Here is a 23,432-nt window from a genome sequence, read left to right as displayed (position 1 = left end):
AGTGGCAGCTATCGAAAACACCTACAGGGAACCGACCTACGGCAACTGGCGCCGTCCGCGGAAGGCAGGCATCGGAACGCTGGGTGGCCTGGCCACCGCTGGATTGTTTGTTGGCCTGATCATCACGGTGATCTGTCTCTTCGTCGGCGGCTGGCTCCCGGGGCTCGTCTCGCTGCTCATCCTTGGTGTGGTCCTGTCCGTCGTCTCGGTGACCGACAAGCACAACAAGTCCGTAGGGGAGCGGGTCTTCGCCCGCCTTGCGTTCCGCGCGGCACGGCGCAGGAAGGCCAACATCTACCGCTCCGGCCCGCTGGGGCTCACGCCCTGGGGCGAGTTCCAACTGCCAGGGATCTCTGCGGGGTCCAAGCTGTACGAGTTCACGGACTCCTATGGCCGCCCGTTCGCGCTGATCCACCTTCCCTCCACCGCCCACTACACCGTTGTCTTCGGCACCCAGCCCGACGGGGCGTCACTGGTCGATCCCGAGCAGATTGATGCCTGGGTCGCTAACTGGGGTGGCTGGCTGGCTTCGCTGTCGAACGAACCGGCCGTCGTGGCGGCGTCCGTCACGGTGGAAACCGCACCCGATTCCGGGGCCCGGCTGCGCCGGGAAGTTGAATCGAACATCCATGACGACGCCCCCGCGATTGCTAAGGCGATGCTCCGGGAAGCTTTGGAGACCTATCCGCAGGGATCGGCCACGATCCGGGCGTGGGTCGCCCTGACTTTTAGCGCAGCTGCCCGGGCAGGCGGCAAGCGGCGCACCGCTGACGAGATCGCACGGGATCTCGCCTCGCGGCTTCCCAGCCTGACCGAGCGGCTGGAATCCACAGGTGCCGGCGCGTGCGCACCGCTGAACGCACAGGAGCTGTGTGAGCTTATCCGGGTCGCGTACGACCCCGCAGCGGCACGGCTCATCGACGAAGCCCACTACCAGGGCACCTCCGTTGACCTGGACTGGGGTGATGTCGGGCCGTCCGCCCATCAGGCCGACTGGGACGCCTACCGCCACGATTCCGGGCACTCGGTGTCCTGGTCCATGACCGGCGCACCCCGCGGCCACATCCTGGCATCAGCGCTGGCCCGCCTGGTCGCCCCGCACGGGGAGATTGCCCGCAAGCGCGTCACCTTGCTCTACCGGCCGATCGAAGCCGGCCGCGCGGCCGCCATCGTCGAATCCGACCAGACGAACGCCCTGACCCGGGCTTCCTCGACCACCCGGCCCACAGCCCGCGCCCTGGTCGACGCACGTGCGGCGCAGGCCACCGCAGCAGAGGAAGCCAAGGGCGCCGGGCTGGTCAACTTCGGCATGGTCGTCACCGCCACCGTGCTGTCCTCCCGTGACCTCGATGACGCCGTGGCCGTGGTCGAGGGAAACCTCGGCCCCTCGGCCCGTCTGCTGCTGCGCCGCGCGTACGGCTCGCAGGACTCTGCCTTCGCCGCGTCCCTGCCGCTCGGACTGGTCCTGCCCAAGCACCTGAAGGTCCCCGAAGAGATCCGCGAGGCCATGTGATGTTCGGCAGCAAGACCAAACACCAGCGCACACAAGCCCCTGCCACGAAACAGGCCCCTGCCACGAAGCTCGCGGCCGCGGTCGCCCGCCGCCCGAGCCTGCGCGGCTGGCGCGGCCGCGGCCAGGGCGAAGCCGTCTACGTCACCGCCGCGGACGAATGGCGCGGCACCTCGGTCCAGGTCTGCGGTCTCTGGCCATTCGTGGGCGGCTCCGGCACTCCGATCCTCGGGGTGCCGATCGGCGTCCACACCGACACCGGGGCGCCCTTCGGCGCCGATCCGATCAGCTGGTTCATGCACGGCATGATCAACAACCCCTCCATGTTCGTCCTGGGCCTGCCGCACTACGGCAAGTCCACGCTCGTCCGGCACATCGTCCTGGGCCTGGCAGGGCGCGGTATTAACCCGTTGATCCTCGGTGATCTGAAACCGGACTACGTTGACCTCATCGAAGCCCTCGGCGGGCAGGTCATCAGCCTGGGGCCCGGGCGCGGGCACCTGAACGTCCTGGACCCCGGCGAGGCCACAGGAGCCGCCGTCAGGCTGCTCGCCTCCGCCGAGGAACACCGGGCCAACGCGAACCGGGCCCTGAATGATCCAGATGGCGAGCAGGCCGCGGCCGTGCAGCTGCTGGCTGCCGCTGTGAAGGCGGAGAAGCTGGCCGAACAGCTGATGGCCGACTCGCACAACCGGCGCCTGAACATGATCACGGCGCTGATCACCATCGTGCGGAACGCCAAGCCCAGCGCGCACGAGGAATCCTTGATTGACCGGGCGCTGCACATCCTGGACGAGCGGCTGGACCGTGTTCCCTTGGTCGGGGATCTGATTGAGGTCATCAAAGATGCCCCCGACGAGCTTCGGGCGATCGCCCTGGACCGTGGTGACATGAGCCGCTACCTCGACGCGACCGACCAGCTGCGCCAGTCCCTGTATTCCCTGGACGGGTCGGGCCGGTTCTCGGACATGTTCTCCCAGCCCACCGACCAGCCGATGGACCTGACCAAACCCGTGGTCTTCGACCTGTCAGGGATCTCCGACACGCAGCGGGACATTCAGGCGGCCTGCCTGCTGGCCTGCTGGTCAACAGGGTTCGCCACAGTCCAGGTCGCCCACACCCTGGCCGATGCCGGCCTGGAGCCGCGCCGTAACTACTTCGTCGTCATGGATGAATTGTGGCGGGCCCTGCGCTCCGGTGAAGGGATGGTGGACCGGGTGGACTCGCTCACCCGGCTGAACCGTACGGAGGGCGTCGGACAGGCCATGATCACGCACACCATGAGCGACCTCGAAGCCCTGCCCACCGAAGCCGAACGAATGAAAGCCCGCGGCTTCGTCGAACGCTCCGGCATGGTCGTCTGCGGCGCACTCCCCGGCGCCGAAATGGAAAAACTCAACAAAGCCGTCACCCTCTCCCGGGCCGAACAAGCCCGCCTCATCTCATGGGCTGACCCCGGGTCATGGACCGACGTCGGCGGATCCCGCAAACGCGTCCGCCCGGGCCTGGGCAAATTCCTCTTCAAAGTCGGCGGCAGGCCCGGGATCCCTGTCGCGCTCAAGCTGACCAGCGTTGAAGAATCCCTGCATGACACCAACAAACGGTGGTCGAAAATCGGGGCCGGCGAGGGGGAGAGCTGATGGGTGCACCAAGCAGCGGCAAGCGTTCGGGGATGGACGGCGAAACCATCCTGCTCTGGGTTTTCATCACCGTCGTCGTGCTCAGTGTCGGCTCGGTGACCGGCGCCGTGCACCTGGGGTCGATGCTGTCCAATGACGGACAGAAGCTCCCGGGCAATCCGTTCGAGCTGGTCTTCGGCTTGCTCTCCCACAAGGTCACCTGGCCGGCGGCCGCCCCCTGGGTCCTGGCCGGCTTCGGCGTCCTCATCATCGTCCTCGCAGTACTGGTGGTCCGCGGGGTGCTGCGTCGACGGTCCAAGCGGTCCCGGGTGGACGCAGCCGCCCAGCACATGGCCAAAGGCCGTGATCTGCGGGCACTGAGCCTGCGCGGGGCGACGGCCACTGCCGAGCGTCTCGGCGTGAAAGGCTCACCCGGTGTCCCGGTCGGTAAGACCGTCTTGGGTGGGCAGATGGTCTATGGCTCCTGGGAAGACATGCACATCGACATCTGGGGACCCCGCACAGGCAAAACAACATCCCGGGCCATCCCCGCGATCCTTGCCGCACCCGGCGCCGCCCTGGTGACCTCCAACAAGCGCGACATCGTGGACGGCACCCGCGACGTCCGCGCAGCCGAAGGGCCCGTATGGGTCTTCGACCCCCAGTCCGTCGCCCTCGAAGAACCCAACTGGTGGTGGAACCCCCTGTCCTACGTCACCGACGAAGTGAAGGCGGCACGCCTGGCCGACCACTTCGCCGCCGGTTCGCGCGGCCCCGACGCCAAAACCGACGCATACTTCGACCCCGCCGGCCAGGACCTCCTCGCCGGGCTCCTGCTCGCCGCGGCCCTTGACGGGCGCCCGATCACGCAGGTCCACACCTGGCTGACCCGGCCCGCCGACGACGAAGCAGTGGACATCCTCAAGACCCACGGCTTCACCCAGACCGCGAACGCCGTCGGCGGCGTCATCAACGCACCCGAGAAGCAACGTGGCGGCGTGTACGGCACGGCACTGCAAATGGCGTCCTGCCTCACCAACCGCCAAGTCGCCCGATGGGTCACGCCCCAGGGCGACAAGGACGACCGGCCGCAGTTCGACCCCGCGGAATTCGTCCGCTCCAAGGGCACGCTGTACAGCCTCTCCAAGGAAGGCAAAGGAACCGCCGGCCCACTCGTCACCGCACTGACCGTGGCCACGGTCGAGGCCGCAGAAGAACTCGCCGTCCACTCGCCCGGCGGCCGGCTCGCCACGCCCATGGTCGGCGTCCTCGACGAAGCGGCAAACGTCTGCCGCTGGCGCGAACTGCCGAACCTCTACAGCCACTACGGCTCCCGGGGCATCGTCCTGATGACCATCCTCCAGTCCTGGTCCCAAGGCGTCGAAGTGTGGGGCCGCGACGGCATGCGCAAACTCTGGTCCGCCTCCAACATCAAGGTCTACGGCGGCGGCGTCGCCGAAGCCGAATTCCTTAACGAACTCGCGCAACTGGTAGGGGAGTACCGGTACACCAACATGACCAGAAGCCGCTCCAAACAGGGCACTTCGTACAGCCATGACGACGACCGCAAGGAACGCACCCTGGATGTGTCAGACCTAGCCGCCTTCCCTCGTGGCCGGGCCATCATGTTTGCTTCCGGCGCCCCAGCGGCGCTGCTGGAAACGGTGCCCTGGATGAGTGGTCCGCAGGCGGATGCTGTACGGGCCTCCATCGCCGCACACGACCCGGCCAACAGGCCGGCGGTGGGGAACCGTTGGATCGCTGCGGGTGCCTCTCATGAGTGAGGGCCTGGGGGAGTGGGACGACGAGCTCGACGACACCACAACCCCGACGGAGCCGGCCGAGGATGACTCCGACGCACCTGAGCTGTTCTACCCGAACGTGGCCGAATTCGTCAGCGGCAAGCTGGCCACCAGCTACCGGCGGCAGCTCAATGTCCAGGGCGGTGTGACCTGGTGCCCGCAGTGGTGGAAACACGCCGAAGCGATCAGCCGCCTCGAAGCGCTCTGGCGCGCCTGGGAATTCCTGCGCCTGGACGGCACCACAGGCATGAGCGTCTGGTGGCGCGACCACGCAGACCACCACATGTCCGTCCTGCTCTCCACCGATGGACCGTTCCGCGGCTGCAACCCCGAAGACGGCCACCGCGCCAAGCTCACCCCACTGCCCTGTGAGGAACCACCCGCAGGGCTGTTCCAAACCAGATGAGATCACCCAACGCCCCAGGGCGACCATGCGGGCTGTCCACAGTTGGGGTCAATCCGGGTTATCCACAGCTGGAAACCGGGAGCCATCGGGAAAGCTCCCCTCAGCAGCAGTAGCGGTGGATAACCTCTCAGGATTGTCCCCGGCTGTGGACAGGCTGGGTTGGCTAGCGAGGCAACCTGGTCAGGCGCGGAACACCGTGTTTGTAACCCAGTTTCCAAGAGCGGCGACGAATCCGGCTGTGTCCAAGGCATCGAGCGCTGCCAAAGTAACTGTGCCGCCCCGCGTGCTTAGTTCGACGTCAATCTTGGCGAATACATCGCGATCCCAAGGGGCCGTACTGCGCATCGCGATGTCAGGGCTGATGTAGAGAACGGCGTCACCACACCCGAGCTCTGCGCTTGCAGCATAGGCGCGGTAGGCATCGGCAAGGGAGCTCCGCGCCACGGCGGGGTGGATGTCGTCGTTAAGTGTCGGGTTCGCGGAACCGGAATGGTCAATGCGCACGCCGAAGAGTTCTGCTGGAAAAACGAGGTGGTCCATTAATCCGGATACAGGGTCGAGGTCGGCGCTCCCGCGTGCGTTGATGGTTTTCGCCGCGGACGCCAATTGCTCGAGCCGGTGCAGTAGATTTCGTGCACCCCATCGCTCAGCCGGACCGTGATCGGTGTCGAACACCCGAACCAACCAGCCGGCGGCACCATCAGGCAGACTTCCGGTGAGACCCATTTTGGTGGCTCGTGTAATGTCTGCAGCCTGCCAGATGCGCGATGCGGGATCGACGGGCCCGCTGCCGGTCGGCAACAGACGCAGTGACTCGGATCTGGCTGTGGCATCGGCGACGAGTTCTTCGGCTACCGATAGGCGCTGTGCGCGTGTGAGTGGGTTCAGCGCCTCAGGCAGTCCCATGCCAAGCGTATTGACTAGGTCCATGCCCGTCCAAGACTCCGCATGTCGGTAGCCGTCGAAGGCTGATGCGCTGAAGGTCGGGATATCAGAGGTACCACGGGTGGCGTCGATGATGGTCCTGAGACGCGCCTCGGCCTCATCGTAAAGGTCAAGCCACGCGGCGGCATCCCACATGGACTCTGAAACTCGAGTTAGGTCCTCGGCTATTCGAGAGGCTTGACCGGCATCGGTAAAGCTGGTGACCTTTGCGCTGTGAGAGTCGGCGTACTCGCCGGGCCAGGTTGCGATGACGGTGGTTTTGCCCTGAGTAGGCAGGCAACTGTAAAGCGTCATGGTGTTCTCCAATAGGGCGTTGGTTGGCGGACCTCCGCTACCTATCCTCCAATTGCGCGCGTACGTATGGCCGGGCACGAGGAAAAGCAGGGCGGGTCGCGGTAAGGATGATGAGAGACTCGGTAGCTTCGCGGCACCACCGCAACGCCAATCCGTTGATGCAACGATAGCCGTGCTGCACGAGAGAAAGCCACAAGGACACGCACCTCAGAATGATCGGGTGGTTTCGACCCGCGCCGCGGCTCGGCCAGGTGAGCGGAAAAGGATCACTTGGCTTGCATGGCTTGGGCGTTCGGAATCTGCTGGTTAGATGCCAGAACAGTCCACCCGGCCAACCGAACGGGACACTCTTTCAGCACAGCCCACGTCCATTTCCAGGCCACTATCCGACCGGTTCAGGACCGGCCCACGGACGCCCCGGCGCTGACCGCATCGGTTCGCACATGAACCGGACAGACGAACGACAATGGACCGGTGAATGAACAATATGAGCTCCGCGGAGCATGCCTAGACTTCGCGCGAGCAGCGTTCGGCATCCTCGCAGAAGATCACGTGCTCCCCACCCCCAAGTACCACCGTCATCTTGCTGTCGGGCGCGACTACTTCGGACCCGACCTGATGGGTCTCGCTGAGTACAAGACGCTCGAGGCCCAGCTTAACGACAAGTACCCGAACAGATTCCAGGATCCACTCACTCGGAAGCATGCCCAGTTCGCCAGTACATTCATATTCAGTTTCCTAGAGGCCGCAATAGCCCGCTGTGCTTTCTCCGAGGACTTCGAAGCGGGCAGTTCCGGCGTCATTGAATCGATCACTGAACTAATCAATGTGCTGGATGCAAGCAGCCAGGAGATCATCTGCGTTAGGAGCGTCACACACCTGACGACTGTGGACGGGAACGAGCTCGAGATAGGCGGCATCAAGATCATCCCGGAATCTGCACGATACGACGATTCGGCAGAGCATGTCTGTGGGGAAATCCCAGGGGCTCCATCGGCTTGGAATCGCGAACTTCCATGGCGCTTCGACCCACCACATGCGTTGCTTGTCACAAGAGAGTCAGTTGAGGACCCGGGAGACTTCTACGGGGCTGGACGACTGCTCTCGGCCCGTTTGGAACGATTCCTCCGGACCATACGCATCCTCACCTCCGGAACAGTCCAAACCGCGTTTGAAATTACCGGCCCATCCACACTCACATCTCCTATGAGCCCCCATCTGCACGAGTTCGGGAAGACTACCCTGATGGGTCGTGCCTTGGTGCGCCGTGAGGTCAAGCTAACCGGTAATGAGGCTCAAGCGATCGAAGCCATCGGAAAGATCATCGATTCCGCCGAGGTTAAACGGGACCGAATTGTCGCGACTTCATTCGACGTTGCGATGAAAAAATTCAATGCGGCCCATGTTCAAGGGAGCCTTTTCGATCAGCTTGTGGACCTTGCTACAGCTCTTGAGGCGGCCTTGATAGGGGAGAACGAAGGCGAGGGCCTCACCCTGCGCCTGTGCAGTCGCGCCGCTGCTCTTCTGTCTCAGACGGATGACTCCAGCACAGCAATCTTCAACGATGTTAAACAGCTCTACCTGATCCGTTCCAAGTTGGTGCACGGCGGGCAGATAAGCGAAAAGGATCTCGGCAATTTATTCAAGAAGCTGTCCACTATGCCTCAGCATGGAATCGAAGGGCACTTCGGTATCGCACTCGCACACGCAGTCGACCGAATGAGCGACCTGGTTCGCCGGGCAATACTGGCACGCTTGTGCCTTGCTGAGGGACCACAGCCTAAATGGCCCTTTGCAGGTGGCGTCGCCGTCGACGCGCAGCTCTCTGACGATGACCAACGCCGGACATGGCGGAAGCTCTGGCACGACCGCTTGATTGCACTCGGCGTTGGAGAATCCGCGAAACGCGCCCGCGCTGCCGTAGACATGCTTATCCCGGAGGAGGAAAGCCAAACTAGATAGTCAGTCGTTTTCCCATCGCCACCGAGGACGCACCGCACGTCGCCGGAGGCCGCAGATGGTGGCTACCATCGTGGAAACTCTTGCACGCTGCCACCACTTCCGAAGAGCGAAATAGGCAGCGTGCTTTCATCAACGACGTTCCACCCCGTTCCAGCTGTGATCCTGTAGTTGAGTTCGCGAGCTGCACGCTGCCAATCATGAGGGCTGGTGTCATCAATCCGGCTGCGAGACGTAAGGATGGCATCGAATGTGTTCCCGATGGCATCGGCAATCTCCCTATGGTCGTCAACATCAGCAAAGGTGAACGACACGCTATGGGGGGAATTCACCTCAACGTGTAGGACTAGATCTTGCGGTTCATGGAAGTAACCGTTGCGCCAGAGTTCAGCGATGTCGATGGGAATCCGGAGCGAATAGAACTCTGCGTGCCACAGTTTTCCCGGTCCAGGCACCGGGGAAACTCCTCGGGATCCAGCCCATGGACGATGGCTGATTCGAAGGTTAAAGGAAACCTCATACTGGCTGTAGGCATGATCAATCAGACGTTGAGCATCGTCATGCTTCTTATTGATCCAGCCGTCGACTATGGGGTCGGAACTGGTGCCCTGCGGCCGCCAGCGAGAGTTGTAGGTAGCTAATGTGATGAAGGCGCCACGTTCCAAGTCGCGAAGAGCCTGCTCCAAGCGGGCCAAATCATCTGAATGAGCCAAACGGAGATGCGCTATTCTCCGCCGCACCATGTTGAGTTCGCTCACGTGGCTTTTCCAGGTCTCGAGCCTAGGAAGGGCGAACTTGAAGATATCCCACTCCGCGATCATGAGATCCGAGAGTTTGGGAAAATCGAGGTAGGCAAGGGGGTTCTCGTTATCTCGCGCGAGCATGTGTGTCCACTCTGCGTCCCTGTCTTGGTTCAATGTAGACCCACGTATGTGCGTGGACCAGGAACGCCCATACTTCGACCTGAGCTCGACGTAAGCGAGTTGTCGTAGCCAATCTTCGAACTGCCACCACCGCCCATACAGAACGAGGGCCTTTTCGCTAAGCCCAAACCGACTCAGTGAATTGAGTTGGCTGATCGTCGAGGGAGAGAGGCTGTCTTCATCAAGATCCACGGTCAGATAATTGCACTGGATTGCCGCGCAACGCGAAAACAGTTCAGTTAGTTGCGTACGTGTCGTTCATGAGTTGAGGAATGTTTGGTGCAGTCGACCTCCGGGGATCCTGGCGCTGGTCACCGGCAAGACCTCAGGCAACATGACGAATTCAAATGAAATACGAATCAACGCAAAGCGGCTGCCGGTCGCCGAACAATTGAGGCCGCCACCTGACACGTGAACATGCTCCCGTCATCATCAGTCGGGCAACGTCCACGTCCCTTCCATATCAGAACGTGGTACCCACCCTCCGCCATGCAGTCCTCGCCCCGCTGACTGTAACCAGCCAACCATCATGACCCGCAACAGCGCTTCAATCACGGCGGTCAACGTCAGATTGATCTCTAAGAGATTCTTGACCCAGCGTCAGACAAGGACGAGTTGGATCCTGTTCTGACATTCATTGTGCTCGGTCTCTGACGTCAGGTTGGGGTGTAGTCAGCCATACGCTGCTTTGTGTATGTCGGTCCGGCCGGAATCAGTGGCGTCAGTGGCGGTGGGGTGTTGCCTCTGATTCGGCTTTTGCCCGTGACGGTCATGCCTACCGATTGACGTAGCCCATGTGGCTGGCGTTGTAGCGGTCGCCGTGGACACCGACGCGCTCGGCGAGGGTGTTGAGGTCAGCGATCTCGTCGGCGGAGAGTGGAACTTGAGTGGCTTCGGCGTTTTCCTTGATGCGGGCGGTGCGCCGGGTTCCGGGGATCGGTACGATCCATGGCTGTTGGGCGAGCAGCCAAGCCAGAGCGATTTGCGCCGGGGCCGCTTCTTTGGCCTTGGCCAGGGCGGACACGTGCTCGACGAGTGCTTGGTTGGCTGCGAGGTTCTCGCGGTTGAATCGGGGTACGCGGTTGCGGATGTCGCCGTCGGTGAAGGTGGTGGACGTGTCCACGGCACCGGTGAGGAAGCCTTTACCGAGGGGGCTGAACGGCACGAGGCCGATTCCGAGTTCGGCCAGTGTTGGGAGGACGTCGGCTTCAGGGTCGCGGGTCCAGAGGGAGTATTCGCTTTGCAGCGCGGTGACGGGTTGGACGGCGTGCGCGCGGCGGATCGTGTTGGCGGAGGCTTCGGACAGGCCGAAGTGGCGGACTTTGCCTTCGGTGATCAGCTCGCTGACGGTGCCGGCGACGTCTTCGATGGGCACGTCGGGATCGACGCGGTGCTGGTAGAACAGGTCGATCACGTCGGTGCGCAGCCTCTTGAGGGATGCATCAGCGACGCGGCGGATTTGTTCGGGCCGGCTGTTCAGTCCCACGCTTTGGCCGTCCTGGATGTCCCAGCCGAACTTGGTGGCGATGACGACCCGGTCGCGGATCGGTTGGAGGGCTTCACCGACGAGCTCTTCGTTGTCGTAGGGGCCGTACACTTCGGCGGTGTCGAAGAAGTTAACGCCGTGGTCGAGGGCGGACCGGAGCACATTGATCATTTCTTCCCGGCTACCGGGGTTGGGTCCGTAGCTTTGGGACATCCCCATCGCGCCGATCCCGATCGCCGATACTTCGAGGCCTTGTCCGAGTGTCCTGGTGTGCATGTTTCACGCCTCCTTGGTGTGCGTGTCTGCGCTGGTGTATTCGTCGTCTGTCACGTGCTCGAGCCAGGCCGTCGTGGTGGCGGGATCCTCACTGTTCTCAAGCATTGCAACGTGGGTCATGAACCGGTCCGGTGCGGCGCCGTGCCAGTGTTCTTCTCCCGGCGGGGTGTAGATGCTCTGTCCTGGTGTGGCGCGAATGACGGTTCCGTCGCGGGTGCCGATCAGGGCGGTGCCTTCGGTAATGTGCAGCGTCTGACCGTTCTCGTGGGAATGCCAGGCTGTCCGTGCTCCGGGTGCGAACCGCACAGATGCTACGACCATTCGCTGGCCGGGCTCTTGGGGGACGGCTATCGGGTCCATCCAGACATCGCCGGTGAATTGTTCCGGCGGGTTTTTCGTGGTGGCTGGCAGGGAGAGTAGTTTCATCGTTTCGTTTCCTTTGGCTCGGCGGCCATTGTCATGTTTAGGTCCGTGTCGTGCTGTTGCTGCGGGGTGGCCGCCCAGCTGGCGAGCAGCCGGAGGCGTTCCTGGCTGGCAGAGCCTGGGTCGGCTGTGTAGATGAGCAACGACAACCCGGGTTCGGCGGTCAGCTCCATCCCTTCGTATGTCAGGGTCAGCTCGCCGGCTACGTGGTGGTGGAAGTTCTTGGTGCCCGAGCCGTGCCGACGGACGTTGTGGGCTCCCCATCGGGTGCGGAACGCGTCACTGCGGGTGGAGAGCTCCCCGACCAGGTCGTGCAGCTGTTTGTCGCGGGGATCCCGGCCGGCCTCGGTGCGCAGGATGGAAACGGTGACATCGCAGGCAGCTTCCCAGTCGGGGTAGAACTCCTTGGCGCGTTCATCGAGGAAACAGAACCGGGCGAGGTTGCCCTGTCCGGGGCCGTCGAACACGTGGTCGTAGAATGCGCGGCCGAGCGGGTTGGTGGCGAGGATGTCCATCCGGCCGTTGCGCACGAATGCGGGCCCGTCCGTGATGACGTCGAGGGCCCTGGTCAGACTGTCTCTGGCCGTCCACTTCTGTGGTGTGCGTCTGCGCACTGGCTGGGCCGCACCGTTGGCGACGCGTGCGAGGTCGAATAGGTGCTCGCGTTCGGCGTCGTCGAGTTGGAGGGCTCCTGCTACCGCATCGAGGATGGCATCGGACACCCCGGCAAGGTTTCCGCGTTCGATTTTGGCGTAGTACTCGATGCTCACGGTGGCGAGCATTGCGACTTCACTGCGTCTCAGGCCCTTCACGCGCCGTTGCCCGGAGATGGGGAGGCCCGCTTGCTCGGGGGTAAGTTTCGCTCGTCGGGACATGAGAAAGTCCCGAACTTCATTCCGGTTGTCCACGCCTCCAAGGCTACGGCGTGGGGGAGCGGGCAGGGATGCCCTGTTGGTACACCCCTCATCAGTGACTCCCTCCAAAGATATTTCTCAGATGTTATGGAATCCCCAAAGGATTCAGGGCGGCGGCTTTCAGCCCCGCCAGAGCAGCAGCCATTGCTGGCAGGGTGCCGCCGTAGACGCGTGAACCGTCACCGAGGATCTGCTGCGCTGTTTGGTTGTGAACCTACGCCAGGGGCGTCCCGGAGTGCGGGAGAAGAGAAGAAGGATTCGATGAGAGGACAAGATCATGGCCGAGAACACAGGTGCTGGCTGGACCGGCGGCCAAAAGGCGTTCGGTGACTTCGCACCCGGAATAGTCCACTACACGGACAAGGTGCTGTTTGACGAGGTCTGGGAACGTGAGGGCCTGTCCAAGCGGGACCGGAGCCTGATCACCGTCGCTGCGTTGATCGCGACAGGGAAGGCGGATCAACTCAACTTCCACCTGGATTACGCCCGCCAAAACGGCGTGACGGAGGAAGAACTGAAGGAAGCGATCCTCCACCTCGCGTTCTACACAGGATGGCCGAACGGGATGAGTGCGATGGCCGTGGCCAAGAACATTTTCACGAAGGAGAACTGACGATCATGCATGGAGCCGTTATCCACGCCCCCGGCGACGTCCGGTATGAGCAGCGAGAGGACGCGCAGATTCTCGCCCCCACCGATGCTGTCATCCGTTTGGCCGCGGCCTGCGTTTGCGGGTCGGACCTGTGGGACTACCGGGGCGTCAATCGGGTCAGCCAGCCCAGACCTATCGGGCATGAGTATGTCGGTGTCGTCGAACAGATCGGTGATGAGGTCAGAAACGTTAAGGTCGGCGAATTCGTGGTCGGCTCGTTCATGGCCTCGGACAACACCTGTGAAATCTGCCAGGCCGGTTATCAGTCCCGTTGCGCCCACGGGGAGTTCGCCGGCGCCGGTGGTGCACAGTCCGAGCTCCTGCGCGTCCCGCTTGCCGACGGAACACTCGTCGCCACCCCGGGCATGCCCGAGCAGGAGCTGATTCCATCGTTGTTGGCGGCCTCCGACGTGCTGGGTACCGGCTGGTTCGGCGCGGTCGCCGCCGAAGCCGGCCCGGGCAAGACGGTAGCGGTCGTCGGTGACGGGGCGGTCGGGCTGCTCGCGATCCTTGCAGCCAAGCAGCTCGGGGCCGAACGCATCATTGCGATGTCCCGCCATGAATCGAGGCGGAAACTCGCCCGTGAATTTGGCGCCACCGATATCGTGACCGAACGCGGCGACGAGGGTGCAGCGAAGATCAAGGATCTAACTGGTGGCCTCGGTGCGCATTCCGTTGTCGAGGCAGTGGGCACCCAGGAAGCGATGATGCAGGCGATCCGGTCTACCCGCGCCGGTGGGCATGTGGGATTCGTTGGTGTCGCGCACGGCATCAACATCCCCGGTGAAGAGCTGTTCTACTCCGGCGTTCACCTTCACGGCGGCCCGGCACCGGTCCGGCGTTTCCTGCCTGATCTGATCGACCGGATCTGGCGCCGGGAAATCGACCCGGGGAAGGTCTTTGACCTGACCCTTCCGTTGAGCCAGGTGGCCGAGGGTTACAAGGCCATGGACGAGCGCCGGGCCATCAAGACACTTCTCCTGCCCTAGGCGCCAGGGTGAGAAAGGAAGCAGAGAACGTCATGACCTCATGGTCTTCCGCAGACATCAGGAGCATTGCGGCCACCGACGACCTTCACATAGCACCGCTGCGCGATGACGGCTTCACGTATGGCACGCCGACGTGGATCTGGTCCGTCGTGGTCGACGGACGGCTGTTCGTTCGCGCATGGAACGGTACGAATTCCCGCTGGTACAAATCGGCGATGCGCCAGCGGGCCGGCCGCATCACCACGGCTGGCTCCACCTTCGAGGTCGAGTTCGCCCCCGCCGCCGACCAGTCCCTCAGGGACCGAATCGACGCAGCCTACCGGGAGAAGTACACAGCCAGCTTCTACCTGCCGCCCATGCTCGCATCGGGCCCGCAATCTGCGACCGTCGAGATCATTCCCGCGAATGCCAGCTGAGCAGAACCACGAGAAGGAGCATCTATGAAGATCGCAGTCCTGGGAACCGGCAAGGTCGGCCAGGCCCTCGCAGGACGGCTGTCCGGCCTCGGCTATGACGTCGTCATAGGCACCCGCGACGTCGAACAGACGCTCGCTCGCACCGGACCAGACTCGGTGGGGTACGAACCCTACGCCACTTGGCAGAAAGCCAATCCCGCTGTCCGCCTGGTGGCGCTTCCCGAGGCCGGTGAGCATGGTGAGGTCGTTCTCAACGCCACCAACGGACAGAACGCCCTTAACACGCTCGAAGCCGTGGGCGCGGAGAACCTTGCCGGGAAAGTCGTGCTGGATCTGGCCCTGCCGCTGGACCTGTCCCAAGGGATGCCCCCCACCCTCACAGTCGCCAACACGGACAGCCTCGGCGAGCAGATCCAGCGTGCTTTTCCCGACGCACGGGTTGTGAAGTCGTTGAACACCGTGTTTTGGCAAGTGATGATCGACCCCAGCCGTGTCCCGGGTGAGCACACCATCTTTGTTGCAGGCAATGACTCGGAAGCCAAGAAAACGGTCCGGGGCCTGCTGGGCGGCTTTGGTTGGTCCGAAGGGTCAATTCTTGACCTTGGCGATATCACCGGTGCCCGCGGCGCCGAGATGTACTCACGGCTGTACTTCACCCTCGTTGGTGCCCTGGGCACTTTCGAGCTAAATATCCAGGTCATCCGTGGAACCCACTAAAGGCCGGCGGCCTGAACTACTGAAATGAAAGCGCACATGCCTACTGCCCCTGCCGTTGCGACTGCCGGCATGAGCCGGCCCCGGACACTTGCTTTTGCCATCGCCGGTGGGCTCGCCGTCAGCAACCTGTACTGGGCACAGCCGTTAATCGAAGAGATAGCCAGCTCGCTGAGTGTCTCCCGTTCGATCGCAGCCGCCTTGGTCACCGCAACCCAGATCGGCTACGCCTTGGGCATCTTCCTCCTGGTTCCGCTCGGAGATGTACTGAACCGCCGCCGGCTCATTCCCACCGTCCTCGGCCTTTCCGCGGTCATGCTCCTCGGGGCGGCCGCCGCACCCACCTTTTCTCTTCTCCTGGCTGCCCTGGGCGCAGTTGGCTTCACCACCATTGCTGCCCAGCTCCTCGTACCATTGGCCAGCGAGCTCGCTGCACCCCAGCAGCGTGGCCGGATTGTGGGAACGATTGCTTCAGGGGTGCTGACCGGCATCCTTCTGTCCCGGACAGTGAGCGGCCTGGTGGCCGAAGCCTTTGGCTGGCGCGCTATTTATGTCATCGCCGCCATCCTCACCGTCGTCCTTGCCGTCGTGCTGTACGCACTCATTCCGCATCTGGAGCCACGGGAGCGGGTTCCCTACCCCCGGTTACTGGCCTCCGTGTTTACCACGGTCCGTCAGTATCCGGCTGCACTGCCGACCATTCTGATCTGCGCACTGGGCTTCACGATTTTCTCCCTGTTCTGGACGTCGCTGACGTTCCTCTTGGCGGCGCCACCGTTCTCGTACTCCGTCGGGCAGATCGGCCTGGTGGGCCTGGCCGGGCTGGCCGGTGCCCTCGCGGCGAGGAGGGCCGGCGCAGTCCACGACCGTGGCTGGTCCGTCCCCGCCTCGGGGATCGCCCTGGTGCTGCTCGCCTTCACCCTCGTGGGCGCGTTGCTTGCGGGCAGCTCAATCACCGCCTTGGTTGTGCTCGTGATCCTGTTCGATGCCGCAGCGCAGGCGAACTCAGTTCTCGGCCAGACGCGCCTCCTGACCCTGCCGGGTTCAGCACGCAGCCGGCTCAACACGGCGCTGGTCGTCAGTAACTTCATCGGTGGCGCGCTGGGGTCCGCTGTCTCAGGTCCCCTCTGGACTGCGGGAGGGTGGGCAGCGATCATGTGTGCAGCCATCGCTCTTACCCTTGCAGCCTTGCTGATCTGGTTCACGTCGCGGGATCGCCTCGCTCACACGTGACCGGACGCCGGCTGCTCGCAGCTGGCGTCCGCTTTCCCACGGATCGCAGGCCTGAAAATGCCTGGGCCCGACACTTTCGTTTTCGAATTTTTGAGAGGACACCTTTGCAGCGGCCCACGCCCAGGACGACAAGACCATCCACCACCAGCGCGGGGGAGAAGGAGCCGGTTGGTGTGCGGATAGCGCTTTTGCTGGGTTCGCTCGGCTTCTTCCTGATCACGCTGGACATCCTGATTGTCAACGTTTCCCTGACGAGCATCAGAGAAGACCTCGGAGGAGACATCTCCGGGCAGCAGTGGGTCATCGACGGATACACACTGACCTTTGCCGCATTGTTGCTGTTCGCCGGGAATTTGTCCGACCGGGTTGGAGCCAAGCGCGCTTTCAGTTGGGGCATCCTGCTCTTCCTGCTGGCTTCGATCGGCTGCTCGGCCGCTCCCTCTCTGGGCGTCCTGATCACGGCCAGGGTCCTTCAAGGCGCCGGCGCGGCAGGTATGCTGCCGGCATCCATGGCCCTGATCCGTGAGGCGTTCCCGGATGCCCGGAAACGAACCCGTGCCTTGGGAATCTGGGCAGTGGGCGGGGCTGTCGCCGGCGCCGTCGGCCCGGCCCTCGGTGGTCTGCTGACCACGTGGGACTGGCGGTTCGTCTTCGCGATCAATCTGCCGGTGTGCATCGCCATGCTGGTGCTCGTGCGTAACGTCGCCCCGTCACCCAGACGCCCGGCGCCCTTCGACTGGGGCGGCCAGATGGCCTCACTGATCGCCCTGACGGCCCTGATGTACGGGCTCATTATGGGCGGGGCGCACGGCTTCAGCGGCGTGCCGATCACCGCATTGGTTCTTGCAGCCGCAGGGATCGCCGTGTTCATTTGTATCCAGGCTCGCGCCAAGCATCCGATGATGCCACTGCGACTTTTCGCCCCTGCCGGGATGCGGATCGCACTCGTGGCAGGCTTCGCGTTCATGGTCGGAAATTTCGGCAGCGTGTTCACCCTCAGTCTGTTCCTCCAGCAACACCTTGGCCTGCCCCCGCTTGCCGCCGGTTTGGTGTTCCTTCCGTCCTCGGCGTTCAGCATCCTGGGCAACGTCGTCAGCGGCAGGCTCGCGAACCGGTTCGGCCCACGCCTGCCTGCAGTACTCGGACTGAGCTCCATGGCCGCCGGGATGGTCGCCTTGCTCCTCACCGCGCCCCTCGGAGCGCCTCCACTGGTGGCAGCGCTGATGATTCTCAACGGGATGGGCGGGGCAACGGCCATGCCGCCGATTACCTCGGTCGTCCTCGCCAGCGTCCCGGGGGAACAGGCCGGCACCGCCAGCGCCATTTTCAACACCTTCCGTCAGGTCGGCGGGGCTGTGGCCATCGCGGTCTTCGGCAGCCTCCTCGCATCGCCCATGGGTTTCATCCCCGGCCTGCAGATAGGCTTCGGCGCTGCCGCGGCCGCCCTGCTTCTTGCGGCCGCCGGAAGCCTTTTCATCCCTCAACCCCGCAATGTAGGGGTTTGACGTGACGGGAATCACCTGTCACACTGTTTTTGGTTCTTTCGAGACCTGGGTATGTAACCCGCTTCAGGCGGGGCAAGGCTCAAGCTCTTCGACCTTCATTGGTCAACCGGCTTGAGCTTTTTTTGTGCCCAAAAAAAGCTTCCCGAGCCGCGTTGCCTTTCCCCGACTGCTCCTTTGAGCAGTCCGAAGAACGCGAGGAAAATCATGAGCACCAAATATGCTCCCTTGGCCGCCGACATCGTGCGGCTGGTTGGCGGCAAAGCCAACATCATCGAGGCCTACCACTGCCAGACCCGGATCCGCTTCGTGCTGCGGGACGAGTCCGCTGTCGCCGTCGACGAACTGAACGCCACCGACGGCGTCGCCAAATCCCTGTCCAATGCCGGCGTCTTCCAGGTCGTGGTGGGGACGCACGTCCAGGACGTGTTCGAGGAGGTCGAACGCGAACTCGGCGACCTCTCAACCAACGCGGCCGCCCACAACGGAGCTGCTGCCGCGGCCGATGAAGCCTCGGCCGGCAAGAAGAAGAATCCCGGCACCGCTGTGATCGAATTCGTCGCCAGCGTCTTCCAGCCGGTGATCCCCGCACTGTCCGGCGCGGGCATGGTGAAGGCGCTGCTGGCATTGCTGGTGGTCCTGAACCTGGTGTCCCGGGAATCGCAGACCTATGCGCTGGTGAACATGTTCGCCGACGCCGTCTTCTACTTCCTTCCGGTGCTCCTGGCGTTCACGGCCGCGCAGAAGCTCAAGATCAGCCCGATCCTGGCCGCAGCGGTAGCGGCCATGATGCTTCACCCGGTGTGGACGGCGATGGTCGCAAAGAAGGACCCCGTTAGTTTCTTCGACGTGCTGCCGGTCCCGCTGGCCACCTACTCCGGCGCGGTGATCCCGATCATCCTGGTGATCCTCGCCCAGGCCTACGTTGAGCGTTTCCTGACCCGTGTCGTGCCCAAGTCCGTGAACCTGGTCTTCGTACCCATGCTGACATTCCTCATCATGGGCACCCTGGCCCTGGTTGTCCTCGGCCCCATCGGCAGCATCCTCAGCGGCTACCTCGGCTCCTTCTTCGGGTTCCTGAGCACCAACGCAGCCTGGGCCCCGCCCCTGCTGATAGGCGCCACCCTTCCCGTCATGGTCATGTTCGGCCTGCACAACGGTGTGGCACCCCTGGGCGTCCTCCAGCTCGCCCAGACCGGCAAGGAGAGCATCTTCGGCCCGGGCGCCCTGGTATCCAACATCGCCATGGGCGTCGCATCCCTCGTCGTCGCCTTCCGGGTACGGGACAAGAAGACCCGCCAGATCGCCACCGCCGGCGGCATCACCGGCCTGATGGGCATCACCGAACCCATCCTCTACGGCGTTGCCCTGCCCAAACGCTACCCGCTGATCGCGGCCATGATCGGCGGCGGCGCCGGCGGCCTGTACGCCGGCCTGACCCAGACGCACCGCTTCGCCACCGGCTCCTCCGGACTGCCCGCCGTGCTCCTCTACATCGGCGATAACTCCCTGCAGAACATGATCAACATCATCATCGCCCTGGTCATCGCCGCAGTCGTGTCCGGTGCTCTGACCTTCCTCCTGTCCTTCAAGTTCGAAAAGCCCACAGTCGACAACCCAGCCACCGAGGCGGCCCCATCCTTGGAGGAGGAAGCCTTCTCGTCTTCGGGTCGCCACGGATCGGCTGCAGCTTCCGGCACCACCGCGACACTGGTACGGACCGAGACCATCCAGCTGGCCGCGCCCTGCGCAGGTTCCGTGGTACCGCTCTCCCAGGTCAGCGACCCGGTGTTTGCTTCCGGCGCCATGGGCCCCGGCATCGCTGTGGAACCATCCGAGGACACCATCGTCTCCCCGGTCAGCGGCACCATAGCGGTAGCCATGAAGACCGGCCATGCCTTCGGCATCAAAACCGACGACGGAGCAGAGGTCCTGGTCCACGTAGGCATCGACACCGTCACCATGCAGGGGGCAGGCTTCCATAATCCGCTCGCCCGCGGCGCCCGGGTTGAAGCCGGCCAGCGCCTCGTGACCGCCGACCTCAAGACCATCCGTGAGGCCGGCCATCCCGCCACCGTTCTCCTCGTGGTGACCAACGGACCGAAAGACGCCCCGGTCCAGCCACTGGCCCAAGGCGCCGTCACCCCCGGTACGTTGATCGCCGCGGTCGGACGCTAGAAGAAGGGAGCACCACATGCAGCACGAACAACTCACCCCGTTCCCCACCGATTTCCTCTGGGGAGCGTCCACCTCTGCTTACCAGGTGGAGGGCGCCTGGGACGAGGACGGCAAGGGTCCGTCCGTGATAGATATCCACATGCACCGGCCGGAAGGAGTCACCGACTTCACGGTCGCGGCCGACCATTACCACCGCTTCGAGGAGGACGTGGAACTCTTCGCCGAACTGGGGCTCACGGCGTACCGGTTTTCGATCGCCTGGACCCGGATCGTGCCGGACGGCGACGGAGAGGTAAACCCTGCCGGCATCGCGCACTACCACCACGTGATCGACGCGCTCCTTGCCCGGGGGATCGAACCGGTGGTGACGATGTACCACTTCGATCTGCCCGCAGCGCTCGATGAGCGCGGCGGGTGGTCCCGGCGGAGCACCATCGACGCGTTCGAACGATACGCCCGCATCCTCTTCGAGGAGTACGGTTCCAAGGTCAAGTACTGGCTCACCATCAACGAACAAAACATGATGATCCTGCACGGGCGGGCTATCGGCACCACCGGGCGCAGTGGCCAGGTTTCCGGGCGGGAGTTGTACCAGCAGAACCACCACATGTTCCTCGCCCAGGCGAAGGCCATGGTCCTGTGCCACCAGATGTTGCCCGGGGCGAAGATCGGGCCCGCGCCGAACATTGTCTCGGTCTATGCGGCGACATGCGCACCGGAGGACGTGGTCGCTGCGGACGATTGGGACGCTATTCGGAACCTGCTCTACACGGACCTGTCCATCCGAGGCAGCTACCACCCGTTGGCGTGGACGTACCTGAAGGCCAAGGGCTGGGACCCGGAAATCCTGGACGGCGACCTGGAGCTGCTCGCCAGTGCCAGGCCGGACTTCCTCGCCTTTAATTACTACTCGACCCAGACCGTGGGAGCGTCCCGGGGGGACGCCTCCGACATCCAGATCCGCGGCGGGGACCAGCAGATAACACGCGGCGAGGTCGGGCTGTACCGGGCGGAGAAGAACGAACACCTGCCCGTCAACGCCTTCGGCTGGGAAATCGACCCCGTAGGCTTCCGTACCACCATGCGGCGGCTCTGGGACCGGTACCGGCTGCCGCTCATCATCACCGAAAATGGACTGGGCGCCTTCGACGAACTCGTTGACGGCCGCGTCCATGACGACTACCGGATCGAATTCCTTCGCCTGCACCTGGAACAGATCCGGCTGGCGATCACCGACGGCGTGGAGGTCTTTGGCTACTGCCCGTGGACTGCCATCGACTTGGTCTCCACGCACCAGGGAATCTCCAAGCGCTACGGCTTTATCTTTGTGGACCGGACAGAGAATGATCTCAAGGACCTGACACGGGTCCGCAAGGACAGCTTTTTCTGGTACCGGGACGTCATCGCCTCCGGTGGGGAGCGCCTGGAAGCCACGGCCGCGTCAGCGGCTCAAGCCGCCGGCTAACTGGCGGGCAGCACTTGATGGTGCGGGGCACGTGGCCCCGCACCATCAAGCAACCGACTTTTTTAGGAAGGAATGGTGAGGCGTGCAGATCAAGCGCGTACTCAACAACAACGCCGTGCTGGCCGTCGATGACGACGGCAAGGACCTTGTGGCGATCGGCCGTGGACTCGGGCACGGCCGGAAACCCGGGGATGCCATTGGCCGTGAGGCCGCCGACCAGGTATTCGTGGCCGCGGAAAACACCAACATGGACCGATTGGCGCGGTTCCTCAACGACATCCCGCTCGACTATCTCAGCGCTGCCGGCGACGTTGCCGCACTTGCGCAGGAACTGCTCGGGCTGCGGGTCAGCCAGGCGCTGGTTGTACCCCTGGCTGACCACCTTCACTTCGCGGTGCAGCGGCTTGAGGAAGGCATTCCTGCCCAATTTCCCCTCGCCTGGGAGGTATCCCAGCTCTACCCCAAGGAACTGGCCACAGGCCGGGAAGCCCTGGCCCTCGTTGCCACCTCGCTGGGTATCCGCCTGCCCGACGACGAAGCAGTCGCCCTTGCCATGCACTTCGTCAACGCCCAATTCGCCACCCAAGGCATGGAGAAAACCATGCAAATGACAGGCGTCATACAACAAGCATTTCAACTCGTCGACCGGACCTTCGGTATCGACGTAGACCAGCAGTCCATGAACGCCGCCCGTTTCGTCACGCACCTGCGCTACCTGTTCAGCCGGGTGGCCTCCGGCAAGCAAATCTCTGAAGAGTCCTCCCTGCTGGTTGACGCGATCATCCAAAGCCACCCCGAAGCAGTCGTGTGCGCAGCCAAAATCCAGTACCTCCTGGAAATGGGCCTCAACACCACCCTCACCCGCGACGAAGTCGCATACCTCGCCCTCCACATCGCCCGCCTCGTCACGGACGTCAAAGTACCCGGCTGACTGACTGGCACGCCCAAGGCGTCCCCGATTCACCAACGAGCACTATCAAAGGAAGCAATCATGCCCGAGCGCGAAGCAACCATCGCCAGCACCTCCGGCCTCCACGCCCGCCCCGCCGCCATATTCACCGAAGCCGCCGCCGCCCTCGACACCGAGGTAACCATCACCCACGACGGCACCCCGCGTGAGGATGCGATCGACGCCTCGAGCATCCTGTCCGTGCTGAGCCTAGGTGCCAAAAGCGGTGACAGGGTCGTGCTCCGCGCCGAAGGCCATGGTGCCGAAGAAGCCTTGGCGCAGTTGGCCGCACTTCTTGAAACGGACTTGGACGCTGGATGAGGCGGAGTTGGCCGGTGCCAGATGTCACGAAATGCCCTTATCGCCGATCCCCGGCGGACCAGGTGATCCGTTCCCCTTCATATCGTTTCAGGAAATGAACCAAGTCAGGTTAAGGATGCTGCAAAACTAAAATCAGGGCCGGAATTAGCGATCAATTCCGGCCCTGATTTGTTATTTGCTGCTTTTAGTGAACGGCTTCGTACTTCGCCGCTACTTTCGTTTGAATCCGCACGCAGGTGATCACCGGGATGCCATTGTCAGCCGCCCACAGCCGCCCACATCCGTACCGCTTTCGCGTCAGGCCCCCTGGGAGAGCTTAGTACACGCCGCGGGGACCGTGCATGGTGAGGACAGAGGGCGTGAGCGGTTTGTCGTTTCCGCGGTTGGTGCCTTGAATCCTCTTCATGGCGCTGTTATGCCTTGGCGTCTGCCCAGTCGAGGTTGGAGTTGCGTGTC

Annotated in this window: 20 protein-coding genes; 15 read left to right on the top strand and 5 right to left on the bottom strand. The window is 63.4% G+C overall.

The window, feature by feature from the left end; genetic code table 11:
- Position 1 precedes the first annotated feature (1 nt).
- From AB0313_RS18715 to AB0313_RS18700, 4 genes are read left to right on the top strand one after another with little or no spacing between them, the layout of a single operon-like run.
- On the top strand, positions 2–1,513 hold the full coding sequence (locus AB0313_RS18715) for an SCO6880 family protein (RefSeq protein WP_366307451.1): 1,512 nt from the start codon (positions 2–4) through the stop codon (positions 1,511–1,513).
- Positions 1,513–3,150 (top strand): ATP/GTP-binding protein, encoded by a 1,638-nt coding sequence (locus tag AB0313_RS18710; RefSeq protein ID WP_366307449.1) that lies wholly within the window; start codon positions 1,513–1,515, stop codon positions 3,148–3,150. The genes AB0313_RS18715 and AB0313_RS18710 overlap by 1 nt, the downstream gene beginning before the upstream one ends.
- Complete coding sequence (locus AB0313_RS18705) at positions 3,150–4,913, top strand: TraM recognition domain-containing protein (protein ID WP_366307447.1); 1,764 nt, start codon at positions 3,150–3,152, stop codon at positions 4,911–4,913. Before AB0313_RS18710 ends, AB0313_RS18705 begins: the two co-directional genes overlap by 1 nt.
- Positions 4,906–5,337: a DUF4913 domain-containing protein gene (locus AB0313_RS18700; RefSeq protein ID WP_366307445.1), complete on the top strand. Its 432-nt coding sequence runs from the start codon at positions 4,906–4,908 to the stop codon at positions 5,335–5,337. Before AB0313_RS18705 ends, AB0313_RS18700 begins: the two co-directional genes overlap by 8 nt.
- Before the next feature lie 180 nt (positions 5,338–5,517).
- Here AB0313_RS18700 and AB0313_RS18695 read toward each other — a convergent pair whose 3' ends face one another.
- Positions 5,518–6,576 carry a hypothetical protein gene (locus tag AB0313_RS18695; RefSeq protein ID WP_366307443.1) on the bottom strand — a complete coding sequence of 353 codons (1,059 nt, stop codon included), beginning with the start codon at positions 6,574–6,576 and terminating at the stop codon, positions 5,518–5,520.
- A 552-nt stretch (positions 6,577–7,128) separates the two neighbouring features.
- Here AB0313_RS18695 and AB0313_RS18690 point away from each other — a divergent pair.
- Positions 7,129–8,538 carry a hypothetical protein gene (locus AB0313_RS18690; RefSeq protein WP_366307441.1) on the top strand — a complete coding sequence of 470 codons (1,410 nt, stop codon included), beginning with the start codon at positions 7,129–7,131 and terminating at the stop codon, positions 8,536–8,538.
- 62 nt (positions 8,539–8,600) lie between these two features.
- Here AB0313_RS18690 and AB0313_RS18685 read toward each other — a convergent pair whose 3' ends face one another.
- The 4 genes from AB0313_RS18685 to AB0313_RS18670 all read right to left on the bottom strand — a co-directional run bounded on the left by AB0313_RS18685 (position 8,601) and on the right by AB0313_RS18670 (position 12,551).
- Positions 8,601–9,650, bottom strand: coding sequence for a Swt1 family HEPN domain-containing protein (locus tag AB0313_RS18685; RefSeq protein ID WP_366307439.1), 1,050 nt, complete (start codon positions 9,648–9,650; stop codon positions 8,601–8,603).
- A 583-nt stretch (positions 9,651–10,233) separates the two neighbouring features.
- Positions 10,234–11,220 (bottom strand): aldo/keto reductase, encoded by a 987-nt coding sequence (locus AB0313_RS18680; protein WP_366307437.1) that lies wholly within the window; start codon positions 11,218–11,220, stop codon positions 10,234–10,236.
- Between the two features lie 3 nt (positions 11,221–11,223).
- Positions 11,224–11,646 (bottom strand): cupin domain-containing protein, encoded by a 423-nt coding sequence (locus AB0313_RS18675; RefSeq protein WP_366307435.1) that lies wholly within the window; start codon positions 11,644–11,646, stop codon positions 11,224–11,226.
- Entirely contained in the window at positions 11,643–12,551 is a 909-nt protein-coding gene (locus AB0313_RS18670; protein WP_366307433.1) for a helix-turn-helix transcriptional regulator, read from the bottom strand. Before AB0313_RS18670 ends, AB0313_RS18675 begins: the two co-directional genes overlap by 4 nt.
- Positions 12,552–12,834: 283 nt before the next feature.
- Between AB0313_RS18670 and AB0313_RS18665 the strand changes: the two genes are divergently transcribed.
- The 10 genes from AB0313_RS18665 (at position 12,835) to AB0313_RS18620 (ending at position 22,976) form a co-directional block, all read left to right on the top strand.
- Complete coding sequence (locus AB0313_RS18665; RefSeq protein WP_366307431.1) at positions 12,835–13,170, top strand: carboxymuconolactone decarboxylase family protein; 336 nt, start codon at positions 12,835–12,837, stop codon at positions 13,168–13,170.
- 5 nt (positions 13,171–13,175) lie between these two features.
- The gene (locus AB0313_RS18660; RefSeq protein WP_366307429.1) at positions 13,176–14,198 is read left to right on the top strand and encodes a zinc-dependent alcohol dehydrogenase family protein; all 1,023 of its coding nucleotides are present in this window, start codon (positions 13,176–13,178) and stop codon (positions 14,196–14,198) included.
- An 8-nt stretch (positions 14,199–14,206) separates the two neighbouring features.
- A complete protein-coding gene (locus tag AB0313_RS18655; protein ID WP_366307427.1) occupies positions 14,207–14,614 on the top strand; it encodes a DUF2255 family protein in 408 nt (135 codons plus the stop codon).
- Positions 14,615–14,638: 24 nt separating this feature from the next.
- Entirely contained in the window at positions 14,639–15,331 is a 693-nt protein-coding gene (locus AB0313_RS18650) for an NAD(P)-binding domain-containing protein (protein WP_366307425.1), read from the top strand.
- Positions 15,332–15,367: 36 nt separating this feature from the next.
- Positions 15,368–16,561, top strand: coding sequence for an MFS transporter (locus AB0313_RS18645; RefSeq protein WP_366307423.1), 1,194 nt, complete (start codon positions 15,368–15,370; stop codon positions 16,559–16,561).
- Positions 16,562–16,734: 173 nt separating this feature from the next.
- Complete coding sequence (locus AB0313_RS18640; protein WP_366307421.1) at positions 16,735–18,066, top strand: MFS transporter; 1,332 nt, start codon at positions 16,735–16,737, stop codon at positions 18,064–18,066.
- Between the two features lie 204 nt (positions 18,067–18,270).
- Positions 18,271–20,241, top strand: a complete 1,971-nt coding sequence (locus AB0313_RS18635; protein WP_366307419.1) for a glucose PTS transporter subunit IIA — start codon at positions 18,271–18,273, stop codon at positions 20,239–20,241.
- 16 nt (positions 20,242–20,257) lie between these two features.
- Positions 20,258–21,706, top strand: coding sequence for a glycoside hydrolase family 1 protein (locus AB0313_RS18630; protein ID WP_366307417.1), 1,449 nt, complete (start codon positions 20,258–20,260; stop codon positions 21,704–21,706).
- A gap of 82 nt (positions 21,707–21,788) precedes the next feature.
- Positions 21,789–22,637: a PRD domain-containing protein gene (locus AB0313_RS18625; RefSeq protein ID WP_366307415.1), complete on the top strand. Its 849-nt coding sequence runs from the start codon at positions 21,789–21,791 to the stop codon at positions 22,635–22,637.
- 60 nt (positions 22,638–22,697) lie between these two features.
- The gene (locus AB0313_RS18620) at positions 22,698–22,976 is read left to right on the top strand and encodes an HPr family phosphocarrier protein (RefSeq protein ID WP_366307413.1); all 279 of its coding nucleotides are present in this window, start codon (positions 22,698–22,700) and stop codon (positions 22,974–22,976) included.
- Positions 22,977–23,432: the final 456 nt, after the last annotated feature.

The sequence above is a fragment of the Pseudarthrobacter sp. NPDC080039 genome (assembly GCF_040702335.1).
Lineage (GTDB): Bacteria > Actinomycetota > Actinomycetes > Actinomycetales > Micrococcaceae > Arthrobacter > Arthrobacter enclensis_A.
The sequence above is the reverse complement of the archived record's forward strand: the minus strand, read 5'-3'. Positions and strand labels throughout refer to the sequence as shown.